The sequence below is a fragment of the Enterobacter cloacae complex sp. P1B genome (assembly GCF_014982345.1).
GTDB lineage: Bacteria > Pseudomonadota > Gammaproteobacteria > Enterobacterales > Enterobacteriaceae > Enterobacter > Enterobacter bugandensis.
The window spans coordinates 53,257-73,124 of sequence record NZ_JADCLF010000013.1 but is presented as its reverse complement, the minus strand read 5'-3'; the positions used below and the strand labels follow the sequence as shown (position 1 = coordinate 73,124).

The window sequence follows — 19,868 nt, the reverse complement described above, 5'->3', positions numbered from 1 at the left end:
AAAATAAGACACAATATAATCAGCGGGCACCTTGCGGTGCCCTCATGGGTTTCAGATATTCTGGACTGCGAACAGCAACGCATTGCGGTGCCGGGTCAATCCACATTTTCTGATGGCGTGGATACGCATATTGCGGCGGGATTGTGCTTCCAGCCAACGAGCCTTGCGACGACTCACCTGTCGCAACATACGCCAGCGCCCTACTTCTGTTCTACTGCGCTTCATGTCTACAACTCTTTCTCAAACAGAGCCGACATTATAAACCCAACCCGGCAGCAAACCAGCGCTTTTACCTGGCGTTTTTATTTGCCAGATGAATCCTGATGCGTACACTCATAACAATACGCTTTCAAAAGGATTTTTTTATCTATGACAACCTTCTACACCGTGGTGAGTTGGCTGGTCATTCTGGGATACTGGCTGTTAATCGCGGGTGTGACGTTACGCATCCTGATGAAGCGCAGAGCCGTACCCTCTGCCATGGCCTGGCTTCTGATCATTTATATCCTCCCACTGGTGGGAATTATTGCCTATCTCTCTTTCGGTGAGCTTCATCTGGGTAAGCGCCGTGCCGAGCGGGCGCGCGCAATGTGGCCTTCCACCGCGAAGTGGCTTAACGATCTCAAAGCCTGTAAGCATATCTTTGCCGAGGAGAACAGCAGCGTCGCCTCCTCGCTGTTTAAGCTCTGCGAGCGCCGCCAGGGGATTGGCGGCGTTAAGGGCAATCAGCTCCAGCTTCTGACGTCGTCCGATGATGTCATGCAGGCGTTAATCCGCGATATTCAGCTGGCTCGCCATAATATTGAGATGGTGTTTTATATCTGGCAGCCCGGCGGCATGGCTGACCAGGTCGCTGAATCCTTGATGGCGGCCGCACGCAGGGGGATCCACTGCCGTCTGATGCTGGACTCCGCGGGCAGCGTGGCATTTTTCCGTAGCCCCTGGGCGGGCATGATGCGTAACGCCGGTATCGAGGTGGTTGAGGCACTGAAGGTGAATCTCCTGCGCGTGTTTCTGCGCCGGATGGACCTTCGCCAGCACCGTAAAATGGTCATGATCGATAACTATATTGCCTACACCGGCAGTATGAACATGGTTGACCCGCGCTTCTTTAAACAGGACTCCGGCGTCGGGCAATGGGTGGATCTGATGGCGCGAATGGAGGGGCCGATTGCCACCTCGATGGGCATCGTTTACTCCTGCGACTGGGAGATAGAGACCGGCAAGCGTATCCTGCCGCCACCGCCGGATGGCAATATTATGCCGTTTGAAGAGGCCAGCGGTCATACAATTCATACTATCGCCTCCGGACCAGGCTTCCCGGAGGACTTGATTCACCAGGCGCTGCTGACGGCAACCTACTCCGCGCGTGAATATCTGATCATGACGACGCCCTACTTTGTCCCCAGCGATGATCTGCTGCACGCGATTTGTACCGCAGCGCAGCGCGGCGTCGATGTCAGTATCATTCTGCCACGTAAAAATGACTCCCTTCTGGTGGGCTGGGCCAGCCGTGCCTTCTTTAGCGAACTGCTTGCCGCCGGGGTGAAAATTTACCAGTTTGAAGGCGGGCTCCTGCACACTAAGAGCGTGCTGGTCGACGGCGAATTAAGCCTGGTGGGCACGGTTAACCTTGATATGCGCAGCCTGTGGCTAAACTTTGAAATCACCCTGGTGATTGATGACGCCGGCTTTGGCGGTGACCTGGCGGCGGTTCAGGATGACTATATCTCCCGCTCGCGGCTGCTGGATGCCAGGCTGTGGGTAAAACGTCCGTTATGGCAGCGAATAGCTGAACGACTGTTTTACTTCTTTAGTCCGTTGCTGTAAAACGTGCCCAACGATGTTAAACAGGTAGTCATCATGGAAATGGATCTGAACAATCGCCTGACCGAAGACGAAACGCTCGAGCAGGCCTATGACATTTTTCTCGAACTGGCGGTTGATAACCTCGATCCCGCAGACGTGATCCTCTTTAATCTGCAGTTCGAAGAGCGCGGCGGTGCCGAATTGTTCGACCCTTCAGAGGACTGGGCCGAACATGTAGATTTCGACCTGAACCCTGACTTCTTTGCCGAAGTGGTTATTGGGCTGGCTGATGAAGACGGCGGTGAAATTAACGACATTTTTGCGCGCGTCCTGCTGTGTCGTGAGAAAGACCACAAGCTGTGCCACATACTCTGGCGCGAATAATAAAAAAGGCTGCGATAGCAGCCTTTTTTATTTAATCCGGTAACGCGCTTCCGCAGCGGTTGCAAAACCGCGCGCTGTGTTCATGATCGGCCTGGTGGCAGTTCGGACATTTGCGCCGCTGTTTATGGTTCTGAAACGCGCTGCTCATGTGCGTGGTAATAAGCCCCGTCGGAATGGCAATTACCGAATACCCAATCAGAATCAGCACGGATGCCACAATCCGTCCCAGCGGCGTATGGGGCGTGATATCGCCATACCCCACGGTCGTAACGGTCACTATCGCCCAGTAGACGGAAGCGTTGAGCGTCGTGAAGCCATATTTCGGCCCTTCGATCAAATACATCAGCGCGCCAAAAACAATCATCACGATGGCAATAAACGAATAGAACAGAATAAGCTGATGGCGTGCGCTGACGATCGCGCTCCAGAATACGCGCAGCGACGGCATAAAGCGCAGTAACTTCAGGATACGCAAGACCCGAATAACGCGCATCGCTCGCCAGGCGAAAACATAGTTGAGGCTGATCTCCGGCCACAGCCACATCACATAGAGCGGCAGGATCGTCGCTAAATCAATAAAGCCCCAGAAGCTAAAGACGTACTTTGCCGGGTTGGGCCAGCAAACAACACGCAGAATATACTCAGCGGTAAAGACCAGGGTAATAATAAGTTCCAGCCAGACAAACGCATGCCATTCCTCAAATGTCAGGTGATATTGCGTCCCCACACCCGATTCAATAAAGATGACCACTACGCTCAGTAGCGCAAACAGCGCACACAGACCTTCAAAACGGCGTCCCGATACCGTTTCAGGATCGAATAAAAGATGATAGAGCCGCCGACGGGCTGAAGTGAATAAACGCGACACGGTAACCTCGCAAAAAAATAAGGGCTGACATCATGTCAGCCCTTGCGATTATAGCGGGTCTACTTTCAGGCAGGAAACCGCATGTCGGAAACTGCCCTCCAGCACCGGTCGCGTTTTCGCGCATTCCGGCCCGGCCATCGGGCATCGCGTGCGGAACACGCAGCCCGACGGCGGATTGATCGGCGACGGCAATTCCCCTTCCAGAAGCTGAATCGTTTTATTCTTTTCCAGATCCGGATCGGGGATCGGCACCGCCGACATCAGCGCTTTGGTATATGGGTGCAGCGGGTTATGGTACACCTCGTCATAGGTTCCCAGTTCCACGGCATGGCCCAAATACATCACCAGCACGCGGTCGGAGATGTGTTTTACCACCGCCAGGTCGTGCGCAATGAAGATCAGCGACAGCCCCATTTCGCGCTGTAGTTTCTGAAGCAGGTTAACCACCTGCGCCTGAATCGACACGTCCAGCGCGGAGACCGGTTCATCACAAATAATCAGTTTCGGCTCAAGGATAAGCGCACGCGCAATGCCAATACGCTGACACTGGCCGCCTGAAAATTCATGCGGGTAACGGTTAATGAGGTTAGGCAACAGCCCGACTTTGAGCATCATCGCCTTCACGCGGTCGCGGACTTCCTGACGCGGCATCTTTGGATGATAGGTGCGCAGCGGTTCGGCGATAATCTCACCGATGGTCATACGCGGGTTTAATGACGCCAGCGGATCCTGGAAAATCATCTGGATATCGCTGCGCACGTCGCGCCACTCGTCAGGCTTCATGCCCAGCAGATCTTTACCCAGCCAGGCCACTTTGCCGCCGGTGGCTTTTACCAGACCGATAATCGCACGCGCAAAGGTGGATTTACCGCAGCCGGATTCACCCACCACGCCCAGGGTTTCCCCCTCATACAGACGCAAGGTGACGCCATCTACCGCTTTCAGGGTCTTCGGCGGCTGCCAGAACCACTGCTTACCGTCTTTGATGTCGAAATGCACCTTGAGGTCGGCGATTTCGAGCAGCACGTTGCGTTTTTCATCTACTGCGTTCATACCAGCTCCTCCTGCGGCTTAAAGCAGGCGCGCAGACGGCCTGGGGCAAATTCTTCCAGCGGCGGCGCGCTGTTACAGATTTCCATCGCGTGCGGGCAGCGCGGCTGGAACGGACAGCCTTTCGGCAGTCGCAGCAGGTTTGGCGGGTTGCCCGGAATGGTGAGCAGGGATTCCCCTTCCGCATCAAGACGCGGTACCGCGTTCAGCAGGCCAATCGAGTACGGATGGGCTGGCTGATAGAACACGTCGCGCGCTTTGCCGTATTCCATGGTGCGCCCGGCGTACATCACCAGCACTTTGTCACAGATACCGGCAACCACGCCCAGATCGTGGGTGATCATGATAATCGCCGTGTTGAACTCACGTTTAAGCTCGTTCAGCAGGGTCATGATTTGCGCCTGCACGGTGACGTCCAGCGCGGTAGTCGGTTCATCGGCAATCAGCAGTTTTGGCCGGCACAGCAGCGCCATGGCAATCATCACGCGCTGACGCATACCGCCAGAGAACTCGTGCGGGAACATGCGCATGCGCTTGCGCGCTTCCGGCATTTTTACCGCATCCAGCATTTTAACGGATTCCTCAAAAGCTTCCGCTTTGCCCAGACCTTTGTGCAGCATCAGGACTTCCATCAGCTGCTCACCGACGCGCATATACGGGTTCAGGGAGGTCATCGGATCCTGGAAAATCATTGAGATCTGTTCGGCGCGAAGCTTGTTCAGCTCGAGCTCCGGCAGGTTAAGAATTTCGCGACCGTTGAATTTCGCCGAACCGCCAATCACGCCGTTAGCGGCCAGCAGGCCCATTAACGCAAATGCCGTCTGGGATTTTCCGGAGCCGGATTCACCCACGATCCCCAGCGTTTCCCCTTTGCTCAGGTTAAAGTTGAGATCGTTGACCGCAGTAACATCGCCGTCCGGGGTTTTAAAGGTCACGCGGAGGTCTTTAACATCCAGCAGAAGATTGCTCTGCTGCTGCGCCTGTGGCGCGGTGGCCGTTTCAATAATTGTCATGACGGCGCTCCTTAACGGTCTTTCGGGTCGAGGGCATCACGCAGGCCATCGCCGATAAAGTTAAAACAAAACAGGGTAACGACCAGGAAACCCGCCGGATAAAGCAGCAGCCACGGTGAAACTTCCATCGAGTTTGCGCCGTCGCTCAGCAGCGCACCCCAGCTGCTCAGTGGCTCCTGCGTGCCCAGCCCCAGGAAGCTGAGGAAGGATTCAAACAGAATCATGCTTGGCACCAGCAGTGAGGCATAGACCACCACCACGCCCAGCACGTTAGGCACGATATGACGAACCACGATATTACTGGTTGATACCCCCCCTACCTGCGCCGCTTCGATAAACTCTTTGCGTTTGAGGCTCAGCGTCTGGCCGCGCACGATACGCGCCATATCCAGCCAGGAAACCATCCCGATGGCCACGAAGATCAACAGGATGTTCTGGCCGAAGAAGGTCACCAGCAAAATCACGAAGAACATAAACGGGAAGGAGTTCAGGATTTCCAGGAGACGCATCATCACCGAGTCTACTTTGCCGCCCAGGTAGCCGGAAAGCGCGCCGTAAAGCGTCCCCACGATCACCGCCACCAGCGCGGCGGCGATACCGACCATCAGAGAAATACGGCCACCAATTGCCACGCGCACCAGCAAATCACGGCCGGATGAATCGGTACCGAAATAGTGGCCGGACTCCATATCAGGCGCGCTGGACATCATGCCCCAGTCCGTATCGAAATAGGTAAATTGCGACAGCATCGGCGCCAGGGTGACAAACAGCGCGATGATCACCAGCACAACCAGGCTGGCGACCGCCGCACGGTTATGCATAAAGCGACGGCGCGCGTCCTGCCAGAGGCTACGACCTTCTACTTCCAGTTTTTCACTGAAGTTTTCCAGCGCCTCGCTGTTTTTCTTACTCAACATCATGGCGTGCTCCAGCGTTAGTAACGAATTTTCGGGTCGATAACGGCATACAGCACATCGACAACGGCGTTAAAGAGAATGGTCAGTGCGCCCACGAGGATCGTGAGGCTCAGAACGAGCGAGTAGTCACGGTTAAGCGCTCCGTTTACGAACAGTTGACCAATACCCGGCAGGCCGTAAATTGTTTCGATAACCATTGAACCCGTAATGATGCCGACGAATGCCGGTCCCATATAGGAGAGCACAGGCAGCAGCGCCGGCTTGAGCGCGTGGCGGAAGATGATCCGGCGCATCGGCAGCCCTTTCGCGCGCGCGGTGCGGATGAAGTTTGAGTGCAGCACTTCGATCATTGAACCACGGGTAATACGCGCGATACTGGCGATGTAGGCCAGCGATAATGCCACCATCGGCAAAATCATGAACTTCAATGCCCCGCCGTTCCAGCCGCCCCCGGGCAGCCATTTCAGCGTGATGGCAAATATCATCACCAGCAATGGCGCGACAACGAAGCTGGGTATGACTACCCCGGTCATTGCCACCCCCATTACGGCATAATCCCATTTGGTATTTTGTCTGAGCGCGGCGATAACGCCTGCGGTGACCCCGAGAACGACGGCCAGAATGAATGCTGCAGCACCCAGTTTTGCCGAGACCGGGAAGCTGGAGGCCACCAGATCGTTAACGGAATAGTCTTTATATTTAAATGACGGTCCAAAATCACCGTGCGCCAGCTGCTTCAGATAGTTGAAGTATTGGGTGGTGATGGGATCGTTTAAGTGATACTTCGCCTCGATGTTGGCCATGACTTCTGGCGGCAACGTACGTTCGCCGGTAAATGGACTTCCCGGCGCGAGACGCATCATAAAGAAGGAAATCGTAATTAGAATAAATAACGTTGGTATCGCTTCTAAACAGCGACGCAGGATAAATTTCAACATTGCCCGTACCTTCTGGCGTGTGCCTGATGAATGTTACAAAGTAGACACAGTGGGGCAAGCCAGGCTCGCCCCACGTATTGCCATTAATGCTTGATAATATAAAGATTCTTAACGGAAATATTATCCAACGGGTCTTTACCGGTATAACCCCCTACCCACGGTTTCACCAGACGGGCGTTAACGTAGTAGTAAACCGGTACAATTGCAGAGTCTTTATCGAGCTGTTCTTCTGATTTCGCGTACAGCTCTGCGCGCTGCGCATCGTCAGACACTTTCAGGGTTTCAGTGATGATCTTGTCAAACGCCGGGCTCTTATAGTGCGCCGTGTTGTTTGAACTGTCGCTGAGCATGGTGTTCAGGAATGATGTCGGTTCGTTATAGTCCGCACACCAGCCCGCACGCGCCACGTCGAAGGTCCCCTGATGACGCGTATCGAGGAAGGTTTTCCACTCTTGGTTTTCCAGCTTAACGTTCACGCCCAGGTTTTTCTTCCAGATAGACGCGACGGCAATCGCCAGTTTTTTATGCAGATCTGATGTGTTATACAGCAGGTTGAACGTCAGCGGCTTGTCTGCGGTGTATCCTGCTTCAGCCAGCAGTTTTTTCGCTTCTTCGTTACGTTTTTCCTGCGACCATTTGAACCACTCAGGCTCAACCAGTTTCATCCCATCGGTATACGGAGGCGTGTAGCTGTACGCCGGCAGATCGCCCTGGTTTTTCACTTTGTTCACGATGATATCGCGATCCAGTGCCAGCTTCAGCGCGGTACGAACGCGCACGTCGGTGAACGGTGCTTTCTGGTTGTTGATTTCGTAATAATAGGTGCACAGATATGGATCGACGTGAACTTCTTTCGGGATCTCTTTCTTCAGCTTCTGGAACAGTTCAATCGGCATGTTGTTATAGGTCATGTCAATTTCACCGCTGCGGTAGCGGTTAACGTCGGTCACTTCGGAAGAGATTGGCAGGTAGGTGACCTGATTAATCACGGTCTTCGCGTTATCCCAGTACTGCGGGTTACGTTCCAGCACCATACGTTCGTTGACCACCCAGTCTTTCAGCTTATAGGCGCCGTTGGTCACGATATTGGCAGGCTGCGTCCATTTTTCACCAAATTTTTCCACGGCGGATTTTGGTACCGGCGAGACGGATGGGTGAACGAGCAGCTTATAGAAGTACGGAACAGGTTCGCTCAACGTCACTTCAAAGGTATTAGCATCGATCGCCTTCACGCCCAGGTCGGTGACCGGCTTTTTACCGGCGATGATGTCATCGATATTGGCAATGTGGCCATACTGCAGATAGCTCGCATACGGAGAGGCGGTATTTGGATTCGCCAGACGCTGCCAGCTATATACGAAATCTTCGGCGGTAACCGGTGTACCGTCGGACCATTTGGCATCTTTACGCAGATGGAAGGTCCAGACTTTGAAATCTTTATTTTCCCACTTTTCTGCCACACCCGGTGCCGGGTGGCCGTCTACGTCAGTCACCAGCAGGCCTTCAAACAGGTCGCGGTTAACGTTTGACTCAGGAACGCCTTCAATTTTATGCGGATCGAGAGACTGCACTTCCGCACCGTTGTTACGCACCAGCGTCTGTTTTTCCGCCAGTTGAACACCTGCAGGAACGTCCGCAGCCATTGCAGCGTTTCCCGCGATTAGCGCAGTTAAAATCCCCGCCGCTACCAGATTTTTTTTTGTGATGATGGACATTGTGTTGGTACTCCACTCATTATAATTACTGGCTTTCGCCAGCTGTCTAATCCCCTGTTGGGGCCTGTACAGCGCAGGAGTTTTTTTTTGCTGCTGTCAGGTTCTTTTTTTACTGCTTGCTATCACCGACTTTTTTATTACTGACCGCTCGTATGGCCGTCTTGCGTCGATTCTTGCCAGGCCTCCCCTGTTTGAGACCTGTGCTGGATATCTGAGAAGAGGATTATATGAAAATAATTCTCATCTACTTGTTTTAGGCTGCAAAATAGTAGGCCGGAAAGTATCAAATGGCGTAAACACGCGCCAATACATTTTGCAAATTTGTTAAGCAATTCTCTTTTACGGCCCAGGTCGTATCGTCCTGCCCAGCCCTTCCATACGTTGAGCCCCCTAAAAAACACTTAAAATTCAAACCAATATGGAAGATTTTCCCTTCTGGCGCGTCGCTGCATTATCATCGGGTAGTTTTGTACGAAAATTTAACAATTGATTATTATTTAGCACATTCATCTAACGAAATGTTGAAATTACTAATATCATTTCGGTTATCCCGCAGCAAGCCCAAGACTATCGTGTGAGTAAAATAACAGTGCGTTCGAAGATTTTCTGTGCAGGCAGGCTTGAGATGAATTCATAACTCTATGAAATATATGAGATGAACATTATTAGTAGAATTTATTATGACAGGTAAGCTTTTCAACTTTATTTATATGATTTGCTGATATTGATACAAAAAAAACGGCGCCGAAGCGCCGTTCTTTCGTATGAAATATCAATGTAACAAGCCGGGGAAAATGCTTTTAATACCCGTGACAATGAATTCGATCCCGAGTGCCATTAACAGCAGCCCCATGATACGCGTAATAACGTTGATGCCGGTCTGCCCCAGCAGGCGTACCAGCAACGGCGCCATACGGAATACGCCCCAGCAACAGAGCGCGAAAACGGCAATCGCGACAGAAAAACCAATCAAATGCATGAGGCTATGGTAACGCGTGCCCCAGACAATGGTTGAACTGATGGCACCCGGCCCGGCCATGAGGGGCAATGCCAACGGAACCACGCCGATACTTTCACGGATGGCGGTTTCTGACTTTTCCTGCTTGTTCTGCTTATCCTCACCCAGCTTACCGCTGATCATGGACATGGCAATGGTCACCACCAGGATCCCGCCCGCAATGCGGAAGGAGTCAATCGAGATGCCAAAGAGCTGGAGAATGGCATCACCCAGGAAAAGCGAGGTGAGCAAAATGATCGCCACAGACAGGTTAGCGGTAAGATTGGTTTTGTTCCGGGCCGCCGCCGTCTGGTAACTGGTCATACTAATGAAGACAGGAATGATCCCCACCGGGTTGACCAGGGCAAACAGACCAATAAAAAATTTGAAATACGTTGGAAAATCAAAGAGCGTTTGGATCACGTTTTGCTCCGCTTTTGCGCATGCCCGGGACAGTTACATTGTTAGGAAAAATCGCGCTGAAGATACGCTTTTTATTAGCATACTTCACCAGAAATCTGTGCCAAAACGTTAGCATTTCAGAATGTTAAACATATGTTGAGACAATGATAGCGTCACTTCCAATAGTTACTTAATTAATTAACAGTGGAAATATATCCATTAAATAACCCTGCTGAAAGGTATCAGCTTGGTGGAAAATTGACGCAGATCATGATTTCCGTACTCAGAAGTGAGTAATCTTGATTACGCCCCCAGGGAGGTCACCTGACAAAAAGGGATGATGCTAAGGTAAGGCTCTTTTAGTAAATTAGTGTACTGGAGCATAAAGTAACCCTTTGTTTTACTTTATGTAACGCAAGTCGTATTGGCACTGTCTATACTGTCTGACGTATCGAGCGCTGGTTTACTAAAAGAGTTTAAACATTATCAGGAGAGCATTATGGCTGTTACTAATATCGCTGAACTGAACGCCCTCGTCGAGCGCGTTAAAAAAGCCCAGCGTGAATATGCCAATTTCACCCAAGAACAGGTTGATAAAATCTTCCGCGCGGCCGCTCTGGCTGCTGCAGATGCTCGAATCCCTCTCGCTAAAATGGCCGTTGCCGAATCTGGCATGGGTATCGTTGAAGATAAAGTGATCAAAAACCACTTTGCTTCTGAGTATATCTACAACGCCTATAAAGATGAGAAAACCTGTGGCGTTCTGTCTGAAGACGACACCTTCGGGACGATCACCATCGCCGAACCTATCGGCATCATTTGCGGTATTGTTCCAACGACTAACCCAACTTCAACGGCTATCTTCAAATCGCTGATCAGCCTGAAGACCCGTAACGCAATCATCTTCTCTCCACATCCACGTGCGAAAGACGCAACAAATAAAGCAGCAGACATCGTTCTGCAGGCAGCAATTGCTGCGGGCGCACCAAAAGATCTGATTGGCTGGATCGACCAACCTTCTGTTGAACTGTCTAACGCGCTGATGCATCACCCGGACATTAACCTGATTCTGGCGACCGGTGGTCCTGGTATGGTTAAAGCAGCATACAGCTCCGGTAAACCAGCAATCGGTGTAGGCGCAGGTAACACCCCCGTTGTTATCGATGAAACCGCTGACATCAAACGTGCTGTTGCGTCTGTGCTGATGTCTAAAACCTTCGATAACGGCGTTATCTGTGCATCTGAACAGTCTGTAGTTGTTGTTGATTCCGTGTACGACGCAGTACGCGAGCGTTTCGCCAGCCACGGCGGCTACCTGCTGCAGGGCAAAGAGCTGAAAGCGGTTCAGGACATTATCCTGAAAAATGGCGCGCTGAACGCTGCTATTGTAGGTCAGCCAGCCTATAAAATCGCTGAACTCGCAGGCTTTACCGTTCCGGCGACCACCAAGATCCTGATCGGTGAAGTTAAAGTTGTCGACGAAAGCGAGCCGTTTGCTCACGAAAAACTGTCTCCTACGCTTGCTATGTACCGTGCGAAAGATTTCGAAGACGCGGTAGAAAAAGCCGAGAAGCTGGTTGCTATGGGCGGTATCGGTCATACCTCATGTCTGTACACCGACCAGGATAACCAGCCAGAGCGTGTTGCCCACTTCGGTCAGATGATGAAAACTGCCCGTATCCTGATTAACACCCCTGCTTCTCAGGGTGGTATCGGTGACCTGTATAACTTCAAACTCGCACCTTCCCTGACTCTGGGTTGTGGTTCCTGGGGTGGTAACTCCATCTCTGAAAACGTTGGTCCAAAACACCTGATCAACAAGAAAACCGTTGCTAAGCGAGCTGAAAACATGTTGTGGCACAAACTTCCGAAATCTATCTACTTCCGCCGTGGCTCTCTGCCAATCGCGCTGGATGAAGTGATTACTGATGGCCACAAACGTGCGCTCATCGTGACTGACCGTTTCCTGTTCAACAACGGCTACGCTGACCAGATCACCTCTGTGCTGAAAGCAGCTGGCGTCGAAACTGAAGTGTTCTTCGAAGTTGAAGCTGACCCAACCCTGAGCGTTGTACGCAAAGGTGCTGAACTGGCGAACTCCTTCAAACCAGATGTGATTATCGCACTGGGTGGTGGTTCCCCAATGGACGCCGCGAAAATCATGTGGGTTATGTACGAACATCCGGAAACCCACTTCGAAGAACTGGCGCTGCGCTTTATGGACATCCGTAAACGTATCTACAAGTTCCCGAAAATGGGCGTGAAAGCGAAAATGATCGCCGTCACCACTACTTCCGGTACCGGCTCAGAAGTGACGCCATTCGCGGTAGTAACAGATGACGCAACAGGTCAGAAATATCCGCTGGCTGACTACGCGCTGACGCCAGATATGGCTATCGTTGATGCCAACCTGGTCATGGAAATGCCGAAGTCTCTGTGTGCGTTCGGTGGTCTGGATGCCGTGACTCACGCGCTGGAAGCCTACGTTTCTGTACTGGCGTCTGAGTTCTCTGACGGTCAGGCTCTGCAGGCTCTGAAACTGCTGAAAGAAAACCTGCCAGCGTCCTACAACGAAGGTTCTAAAAACCCTGTAGCACGTGAACGTGTCCACAGTGCAGCAACCATCGCCGGTATCGCGTTTGCGAACGCCTTCCTGGGTGTTTGCCACTCTATGGCGCACAAGCTGGGTTCACAGTTCCACATTCCTCACGGTCTGGCGAACGCCCTGTTGATCAGCAACGTTATCCGCTATAACGCCAACGACAACCCAACCAAGCAGACTGCGTTCAGCCAGTATGACCGTCCGCAAGCGCGCCGTCGTTATGCTGAAATCGCTGACCACCTTGGTCTGAGCGCACCGGGCGACCGTACTGCTGCGAAGATTGAGAAACTGCTGGCATGGCTGGAAAGCCTGAAAGCTGAACTGGGTATTCCTAAATCTATCCGTGAAGCAGGCGTTCAGGAAGCTGACTTCCTCGCTCACGTAGACAAGCTGTCTGAAGATGCCTTCGATGACCAGTGTACTGGTGCTAACCCGCGCTACCCACTGATCTCCGAGCTGAAACAGATTCTGCTGGATACCTACTACGGTCGTGAGTTCAAAGAAGGTGACGTTGCTGCTGTGAAAACAGAAGCTCCGGTCATTAAAGCTGACAAGAAAGCGAAGAAAAGCGCTTAACTGACAGTCTGATGAAAAAACCCGCCTGTATGGCGGGTTTTTTTATGTCTGAATAACGGCGGATATTATTTTCTGTTGTCGTGCTGGATCGCCGTCAGCGAGCCTACGGACAACGCTTCCTTATAATGCTTACGACAGACCGACACATAGCGTTCATTGCCACCAATCACCACCTGCTCACCGTCCGCATAAGGTTTTCCAGCCTGGTCGAGACGAAGCACCATACTGGCCTTGCGTCCGCAGAAACAGATAGTTTTTAGTTCAACCAGCTTATCTGACCAGGCAAGCAAATACTGGCTTCCGGCAAACAGCTCCCCGCGGAAGTCCGTACGCAGACCGTAGCACAGAACGGGGATATCGAGCTCATCAACCACTTCAGAGAGCGCGTGCACCTGTTCACGCGTCAGGAACTGGCTCTCATCAACCAGCACGCAGTGAATGGGCTCTGACGCATGCGCAGCGCGGATATCCTCCAGCAGGTCAGTTTGCGGGTTAAACAGCCTGGCTGGCGAAGAGAGGCCTATTCTGGAACTCACCTTCCCTGCACCGAAGCGATCGTCGATTTCAGCGGTATAAACAACGGTACGCATTCCTCGTTCCTGGTAATTGTATGAGGATTGCAACAGTGCGGTGGATTTCCCAGCATTCATTGCCGAATAGTAGAAATAAAGTTGTGCCATTGGCCGTAAAACCCTAATCAATGTGTAATATTCCCGATGATTCATTGTACCATATTTTGTCTGGTCATCAGCGACACGCCGCACAAACGATGCCGTGCTGAAAGGTGTAAAACGCCCTCTTTTCGCAAAAATAATCCGCTAAAACAGAGAGTAATGACGGTCATGCTGGTGAATGGATTATATGGTTAGCCAAACATAACACTTCTTTTTATAGTGGAATCTGCGTTCATTAAAATTCACTATTTATTAACTATTCCTGCCTTAACATCGTCGCCTGGAACTAATACAAAAGGCTGATATTTATCCGCCGAAACTATAATTCCTGCGGCAAATGTCACAAAAAAAAGATGCAAGCGGCGGGGTTAAGCAGGTTATCGTGATAACAAGCGAGACTGCCAAAGAGGAAATTTAAGTTAGCGTAATTAATAATAGCGGCTTTATTTAGTATTTTTTGAATTCCTTACATTCCTGGCTATTGCACATCTGAATTTATGGCTCTATTATTAGGTCAACAAACCACCCCCCATTATAAGTTTGAGATTACTACAATGAGCGAAGCACTTAAAATTCTGAACAACATCCGTACTCTTCGTGCGCAGGCAAGAGAATGTACCCTTGAAACGCTCGAAGAAATGCTGGAAAAATTAGAAGTTGTAGTTAATGAACGTCGCGAAGAAGAAAGCGCTGCTGCAGCTGAAATCGAAGAGCGTACGCGTAAACTGCAGCAATATCGTGAAATGCTGATTGCTGATGGTATCGATCCAAATGAATTGCTGAACAGCATTGCTGCTGCAAAAACCGGTACCAAAGCAAAACGCGCTGCCCGTCCTGCTAAATATAGCTATGTAGATGAGAACGGCGAAACTAAAACCTGGACCGGCCAGGGCCGTACTCCTGCTGTAATCAAGAAAGCTATGGATGAGCAAGGTAAACAGCTGGATGACTTCCTGATCAAGGATTAATCAAGCCGAATTCAGAAAAATCCCGCCTCTGGTGGGATTTTTTTTGCCCGCAATTTATCACTAACATCCTCTTACACTCCGTCATAAAGCGTTATTCGGCTATTTAGTTTCGCTTACAAACAGGCTGATCATGGCGTTTTATGGGCATAAAAAAACCGGTGGGCAGCGCCACACCGGTTTCATAGATTTACGCCTGGATTATTTCTTAATACCCATACTCTCTTTGAGCCAGCCTTTAAATTCTTCACCCAGCGTATTATGGCGAATGCCGTATTCAACGAACGCCTGCATATAACCGAGCTTATTACCGCAATCATGGCTCTTACCTTTCATGTGGTAAGCCTCAACGGTCTCTTTCTCGATCAGCATATCAATGGCATCCGTCAGCTGGATTTCATCCCCTGCTCCTGGAGGCGTTTTCGCCAGCAGAGGCCAGATTTCAGCACTCAGGACATAGCGACCCACCACTGCAAGATTAGACGGCGCTACGTCGGCTTTAGGCTTCTCTACGACACCAACCATTGGCACGCTTTCGCCTGGCTCAAGGTTCACGCCCTTGCAGTCAACCACACCGTAAGCGGTCACGTCTTCAACTGGCTCAACCATGATCTGGCTGCAGCCCGTTTCGTCGAAGCGGTGGATCATCTCAGCCAGGTTGTCCTGGGAGAGATCGGATTCGTATTCATCCAGAATCACGTCAGGCAGAATAACCGCGACGGGCTCATCACCCACAACCGGGTGTGCACACATAACCGCGTGGCCCAGACCTTTAGCCAGCCCCTGACGAACCTGCATAATGGTGACGTGCGGAGGGCAAATAGACTGAACTTCTTCTAACAGCTGACGCTTAACGCGTTTTTCCAGCATGGCTTCGAGTTCAAAACTTGTATCGAAGTGGTTTTCGATAGAGTTTTTAGATGAATGCGTAACCAGCACAATTTCAGTAATGCCGGCCGCGATACACTCATTAACGACATACTGGATTAATGGCTTATCAACCAGAGGCAGCATCTCTTTAGGAATCGCCTTAGTTGCTGGTAACATCCTGGTCCCCAATCCCGCTACCGGGATGACGGCCTTTCTGACTTTCGAATTTAGGGCAGCCATTCAAATTCTCCTGAGCTGTTCAAGTTTTGAACTTTTATGCAATAAATAACGCGTTGAGTATATCAGCCTCGCCCCGCAGTCCGGGTCTGAAAAGAACGCGTTGCCGATGAATTAGGACAAATACGCATGAATCTGGGCAGCGATAGTAGCACTCCCGAGAAAACACAGGTAAAGCAATCTTAAAATTAAGATCCAATTGCTTATTCCGTGGACAACATTAAGCGAAGCCTTCCCCCGGCACCCCAAATTTGGCACTGCCAGGAAGAACAGCGATGGCTAATTTGATTTAGATACGCCGTTCCCAGTGTTCCAAGCGGCACCCCGTTGCTCACCTGAATATGGTGTTCCCCGGTATTCAGTGACGCGTTGAGACCTGCAGAAACGAGGATAAGATTCTTTAAACCGCTATGGTAATAACCAACCAGCAGCGGGAACTGTCCGGGTAAATTGGCCTGACGAAAAAGCTGGTTTACCTGTTTGAGTAAACTGCCTAACTCAGGGAGCCGTTGTCCCTGATGTGATAACTGTTCCTGCAATAATCCATTAAAGAGTGCGCGAAGTAACAATGCAGCTAATACGCCATTATCCCCTGCACGGGTTACGTCCAGAGAATAAAATGCGAGGTCGGAATCAGACAGAGGTGCAATATCCAGCACCAGCCCAGGCTGATCGGCCGCCACCAGCTGGCGATAGTTTACGCGGCAGTGGGAAATAGTTTGCTGAACGGGAGGCTGAAGTTCTTGCAACAATTTCGCCGCCGCTGGCGGATTACTCACCAGCGCGTCCCAGTCCTGAAAAAGGCGTTCCTCTTCCTCAACGCGGGAATTAAACATATTTGGATAAAGGCACGCTAATACCGTTTCACGTAACCGGTTCAGATCTTTGACGGGTTTCAGCAAAATATCCTGAACGCCAAGACGTAATGCTTTGGCAATATCCGCCATATTTTCTGTCGCGGAGATCACCAGAATGGGCATCTGGTCACCCTCGTTGCGCAGATGTTCAACCAGTTTCAGCCCATTCATTCGCGGCATTGCGATGTCGCAAATCATCAGATCGGGCGTAATACCGGTCATTTTTTCCAGCGCGTCGACACCATCTTCAGCCAGTAAAGTGTTTGCTCCCAGCGAGGATAACCACGAATCCAGTAGCGATCGGAAAACGGGCTCGTCTTCAACAATCAAAATGTGTTTTCCGGCCAATGGCTGCGTCATGGTTCCTCCCCTGGCTGACAGTTACTAAATAGTGGCATGCTATCGGCACTATCGCCTGTCAGATTTTGCTGAAGTAGTCAAAAAAAGGTGCTTAACGTGCTGTTCGCACAAACGGCAGCAACTCGTCTATTTTCTTTTCGACGGCTAGCGAGCCCGCTGCGATGGCGGCCTCAGCCCGATGGAAATCAAGGGTAGAGATTTGCGGACAGTAAGGCTGAATAAGAATATCCGGAGGATCGCCAGCCATACGATTACGTTTAAGGCGATTCTCAAGAACCTGAATTGAGGTGGTCATGATCTCCATGGCCGTCGGTGCGGCAACCGAGCGTCGTGCGGCCAGGCGACCAATTCTTCCGCGCAGGCGTTCATGCCAGGCAAGCTTTTCGACGTCGGCATCTTCGCTCTGCAGATTGACCGGCATAAGGTCTTGCTGCATCAGATGAGCGTCGTGCTGCAAATCAACGGCGATGACGATGTCCGCCCCCATGGCGCGCGTCAGAGAGATGGGAACCGGGTTCACGACACCACCATCGACAAGCCAGTAACCGTTATGGGGCACGGGCGCCATAAGCCCAGGAATACTGCATGAAGCACGCACCGCAAGGTGAATATCCCCTTCGGTCAGCCAGAGTTCACGGCCTGTGCTGAGATTGGTTGCGACGGCACCGAAAGGCATCCGGCAGTCAGTAAAGTCTTCAAGAGGCATCACCCGGCGGAACTGGTTAAAGACGCGTTCACCGCGCAACAGCCCACCGCGCTGCCAGGAGAGATCCATCAGACGCAGCACGTCCCAATAGCTGAAGGAGCGCACCCAGGTTTCGAGATCCGGAAGCTTGCCGCACGCGTAGGCGGAGCCGACAAGCGATCCGATTGAACATCCTGCTACGATATCAACGTCAACGCCCATCTTGTTTAAGGCATTAATCACGCCGATATGAGACCATCCCCGGGCTGCACCTGATCCCAGCGCCAGTCCAATTTTAACCTTTCTCATTAGCCCTGTTTTACTTCCCCTGGATTCCTGACATAGCGTCAACGCAACTGCTCAGTTAACATAGTGCTACCCGAGGCGTTTTACGCCCTTATTTTTTGTTCCAGGAAGAGAATCGTGTCTCAACTCTGCCCCTGTGGTAGCGCTCTGGAGTATAGCCTATGTTGCCAGCGATATCTTTCTGGCAATCAGGTTGCACCGGATCCGTCACACCTCATGCGTTCACGGTATACTGCTTTTGTGATCAAAGACGCAGACTACCTGATAAAAACCTGGCACCCGTCCTGCCACGCCGCCGATTTCCGACAGGAGATCGAAGCCGGGTTCGCCAACACCCACTGGCTTGGGCTTACCGTGTTTGAATCTTCACCCGGTAGCCACCACGACGAAGGGTTTGTCAGCTTTGTTGCCCGTTTTACCGAGAACGCCAGGCCTGGCGCCATTATCGAGCGTTCCCGGTTCTTAAAGGAAAGCGGGCAGTGGTATTATATTGACGGTACGCGTCCACAGTTTGGTCGTAACGATACCTGCCCTTGTGGTTCAGGAAAAAAATTCAAAAAGTGTTGCGGGCAGTAACGCCTGACAACCCAGACTTCGCAAATACAAACAGGATTTCCCGGCGATGCAATCATTACAACGTAAAGTTCTGCGCACTATCTGTCCCGATCAAAAAGGGCTGATCGCACGAATCACCAATATTTGCTACAAGCATGAACTGAATATCGTGCAGAACAACGAGTTCGTTGACCACCGTACCGGTCGCTTCTTCATGCGTACCGAACTGGAAGGCATTTTCAACGACACCACCCTGCTGGCCGATCTGGACAGCGCGCTGCCGGACGGTTCCGTGCGTGAGCTGAATCCTGCGGGCCGTCGTCGCATTGTGATTCTGGTGACGAAAGAAGCTCACTGCCTGGGCGATCTGTTGATGAAGGCCAATTACGGCGGCCTGGACGTAGAAATTGCCGCTGTTATTGGCAACCACGAAACCCTGCGCACGCTGGTTGAGCGTTTTGATATTCCGTTTGAACTGGTAAGCCATGAAGGCCATACCCGTGAAGAGCACGACAACCTGATGGCTGCTGCCATTGAAGCGCATAACCCGGACTACGTGGTGCTGGCGAAATATATGCGCGTGCTGACGCCTTCCTTCGTCGCCCGCTTCCCGAACAAGATTATCAACATTCACCACTCGTTCCTGCCGGCCTTTATTGGCGCGCGGCCTTATCACCAGGCGTACGAGCGCGGCGTGAAGATCATCGGCGCAACCGCGCACTACGTGAATGACAATCTGGACGAAGGTCCCATCATCATGCAGGACGTGATTCACGTGGATCACACCTACACCGCAGAAGATATGATGCGCGCCGGACGTGACGTTGAGAAGAACGTGTTGAGTCGTGCCCTGTATCAGGTGCTGGCGCAGCGTGTCTTTGTCTACGGTAACAGAACCATCATTCTTTAATCTTTCGGAAAATGAATTGATTAGCTTTGCGCCTTTACGGATAAAAAGCAGGCAAACAGCTTCTTTTCCCTAAAGGAATGCTTTACAGGGGCGTCTCATTTGATATGATGCGCCCCGCTTCCAGCAGGAAGCAGGCCAGTAAAAAAGCATTACCCCGTGGTGGGGTTCCCGAGCGGCC

Annotated in this window: 18 protein-coding genes; 6 read left to right on the top strand and 12 right to left on the bottom strand. The window is 51.5% G+C overall.

Annotated elements, in window-relative coordinates; genetic code table 11:
- Positions 1 to 51: 51 nt before the first annotated feature.
- Positions 52 to 225: a YciY family protein gene (locus INF77_RS13165; RefSeq protein ID WP_193532758.1), complete on the bottom strand. Its 174-nt coding sequence runs from the start codon at positions 223 to 225 to the stop codon at positions 52 to 54.
- 144 nt (positions 226 to 369) lie between these two features.
- Here INF77_RS13165 and cls point away from each other — a divergent pair, with 144 nt between their 5' ends.
- Both cls and INF77_RS13155 read left to right on the top strand, forming a co-directional pair.
- On the top strand, positions 370 to 1,830 hold the full coding sequence (gene cls / locus INF77_RS13160; protein WP_028013424.1) for a cardiolipin synthase: 1,461 nt from the start codon (positions 370 to 372) through the stop codon (positions 1,828 to 1,830).
- 33 nt (positions 1,831 to 1,863) lie between these two features.
- The gene (locus tag INF77_RS13155) at positions 1,864 to 2,193 is read left to right on the top strand and encodes an HI1450 family dsDNA-mimic protein (RefSeq protein ID WP_006810881.1); all 330 of its coding nucleotides are present in this window, start codon (positions 1,864 to 1,866) and stop codon (positions 2,191 to 2,193) included.
- A gap of 31 nt (positions 2,194 to 2,224) precedes the next feature.
- Here INF77_RS13155 and INF77_RS13150 read toward each other — a convergent pair whose 3' ends face one another.
- The 7 genes from INF77_RS13150 to INF77_RS13120 form a co-directional block, all read right to left on the bottom strand.
- Positions 2,225 to 3,061, bottom strand: coding sequence for an ion transporter (locus tag INF77_RS13150; RefSeq protein WP_045260682.1), 837 nt, complete (start codon positions 3,059 to 3,061; stop codon positions 2,225 to 2,227).
- Positions 3,062 to 3,109: 48 nt separating this feature from the next.
- The gene (oppF, locus tag INF77_RS13145; RefSeq protein ID WP_041909608.1) at positions 3,110 to 4,114 is read right to left on the bottom strand and encodes a murein tripeptide/oligopeptide ABC transporter ATP-binding protein OppF; all 1,005 of its coding nucleotides are present in this window, start codon (positions 4,112 to 4,114) and stop codon (positions 3,110 to 3,112) included.
- Positions 4,111 to 5,124 carry an ABC transporter ATP-binding protein gene (locus INF77_RS13140; RefSeq protein WP_028013427.1) on the bottom strand — a complete coding sequence of 338 codons (1,014 nt, stop codon included), beginning with the start codon at positions 5,122 to 5,124 and terminating at the stop codon, positions 4,111 to 4,113. Before INF77_RS13140 ends, oppF begins: the two co-directional genes overlap by 4 nt.
- Positions 5,125 to 5,135: 11 nt before the next feature.
- Positions 5,136 to 6,044, bottom strand: coding sequence for an oligopeptide ABC transporter permease OppC (gene oppC, locus INF77_RS13135; protein WP_028013428.1), 909 nt, complete (start codon positions 6,042 to 6,044; stop codon positions 5,136 to 5,138).
- 14 nt (positions 6,045 to 6,058) lie between these two features.
- Complete coding sequence (gene oppB / locus INF77_RS13130) at positions 6,059 to 6,979, bottom strand: oligopeptide ABC transporter permease OppB (protein ID WP_028013429.1); 921 nt, start codon at positions 6,977 to 6,979, stop codon at positions 6,059 to 6,061.
- A gap of 83 nt (positions 6,980 to 7,062) precedes the next feature.
- Positions 7,063 to 8,694 (bottom strand): oligopeptide ABC transporter substrate-binding protein OppA, encoded by a 1,632-nt coding sequence (oppA, locus tag INF77_RS13125; RefSeq protein ID WP_193532759.1) that lies wholly within the window; start codon positions 8,692 to 8,694, stop codon positions 7,063 to 7,065.
- A 772-nt stretch (positions 8,695 to 9,466) separates the two neighbouring features.
- Entirely contained in the window at positions 9,467 to 10,114 is a 648-nt protein-coding gene (locus INF77_RS13120; protein WP_041909604.1) for a YchE family NAAT transporter, read from the bottom strand.
- A 478-nt stretch (positions 10,115 to 10,592) separates the two neighbouring features.
- Here INF77_RS13120 and adhE point away from each other — a divergent pair, with 478 nt between their 5' ends.
- Positions 10,593 to 13,271, top strand: coding sequence for a bifunctional acetaldehyde-CoA/alcohol dehydrogenase (gene adhE / locus INF77_RS13115; protein WP_028013432.1), 2,679 nt, complete (start codon positions 10,593 to 10,595; stop codon positions 13,269 to 13,271).
- 65 nt (positions 13,272 to 13,336) lie between these two features.
- On the opposite strand, the gene tdk is transcribed toward adhE, so the two are convergent.
- A complete protein-coding gene (gene tdk, locus INF77_RS13110; protein ID WP_028013433.1) occupies positions 13,337 to 13,951 on the bottom strand; it encodes a thymidine kinase in 615 nt (204 codons plus the stop codon).
- A gap of 548 nt (positions 13,952 to 14,499) precedes the next feature.
- Here tdk and hns point away from each other — a divergent pair.
- On the top strand, positions 14,500 to 14,913 hold the full coding sequence (gene hns / locus INF77_RS13105; RefSeq protein ID WP_028013434.1) for a histone-like nucleoid-structuring protein H-NS: 414 nt from the start codon (positions 14,500 to 14,502) through the stop codon (positions 14,911 to 14,913).
- A gap of 198 nt (positions 14,914 to 15,111) precedes the next feature.
- On the opposite strand, the gene galU is transcribed toward hns, so the two are convergent.
- The 3 genes from galU to rssA all read right to left on the bottom strand — a co-directional run bounded on the left by galU (position 15,112) and on the right by rssA (position 18,228).
- A complete protein-coding gene (gene galU / locus INF77_RS13100) occupies positions 15,112 to 16,020 on the bottom strand; it encodes a UTP--glucose-1-phosphate uridylyltransferase GalU (RefSeq protein ID WP_028013435.1) in 909 nt (302 codons plus the stop codon).
- A gap of 200 nt (positions 16,021 to 16,220) precedes the next feature.
- Positions 16,221 to 17,234, bottom strand: a complete 1,014-nt coding sequence (gene rssB / locus INF77_RS13095; RefSeq protein ID WP_028013436.1) for a two-component system response regulator RssB — start codon at positions 17,232 to 17,234, stop codon at positions 16,221 to 16,223.
- 91 nt (positions 17,235 to 17,325) lie between these two features.
- On the bottom strand, positions 17,326 to 18,228 hold the full coding sequence (gene rssA / locus INF77_RS13090; protein WP_028013437.1) for a patatin-like phospholipase RssA: 903 nt from the start codon (positions 18,226 to 18,228) through the stop codon (positions 17,326 to 17,328).
- Between the two features lie 114 nt (positions 18,229 to 18,342).
- Here rssA and INF77_RS13085 point away from each other — a divergent pair, with 114 nt between their 5' ends.
- Both INF77_RS13085 and purU read left to right on the top strand, forming a co-directional pair.
- Positions 18,343 to 18,801 carry a YchJ family protein gene (locus INF77_RS13085; protein WP_041909602.1) on the top strand — a complete coding sequence of 153 codons (459 nt, stop codon included), beginning with the start codon at positions 18,343 to 18,345 and terminating at the stop codon, positions 18,799 to 18,801.
- Between the two features lie 46 nt (positions 18,802 to 18,847).
- On the top strand, positions 18,848 to 19,690 hold the full coding sequence (gene purU / locus INF77_RS13080; RefSeq protein ID WP_028013439.1) for a formyltetrahydrofolate deformylase: 843 nt from the start codon (positions 18,848 to 18,850) through the stop codon (positions 19,688 to 19,690).
- Positions 19,691 to 19,868: the final 178 nt, after the last annotated feature.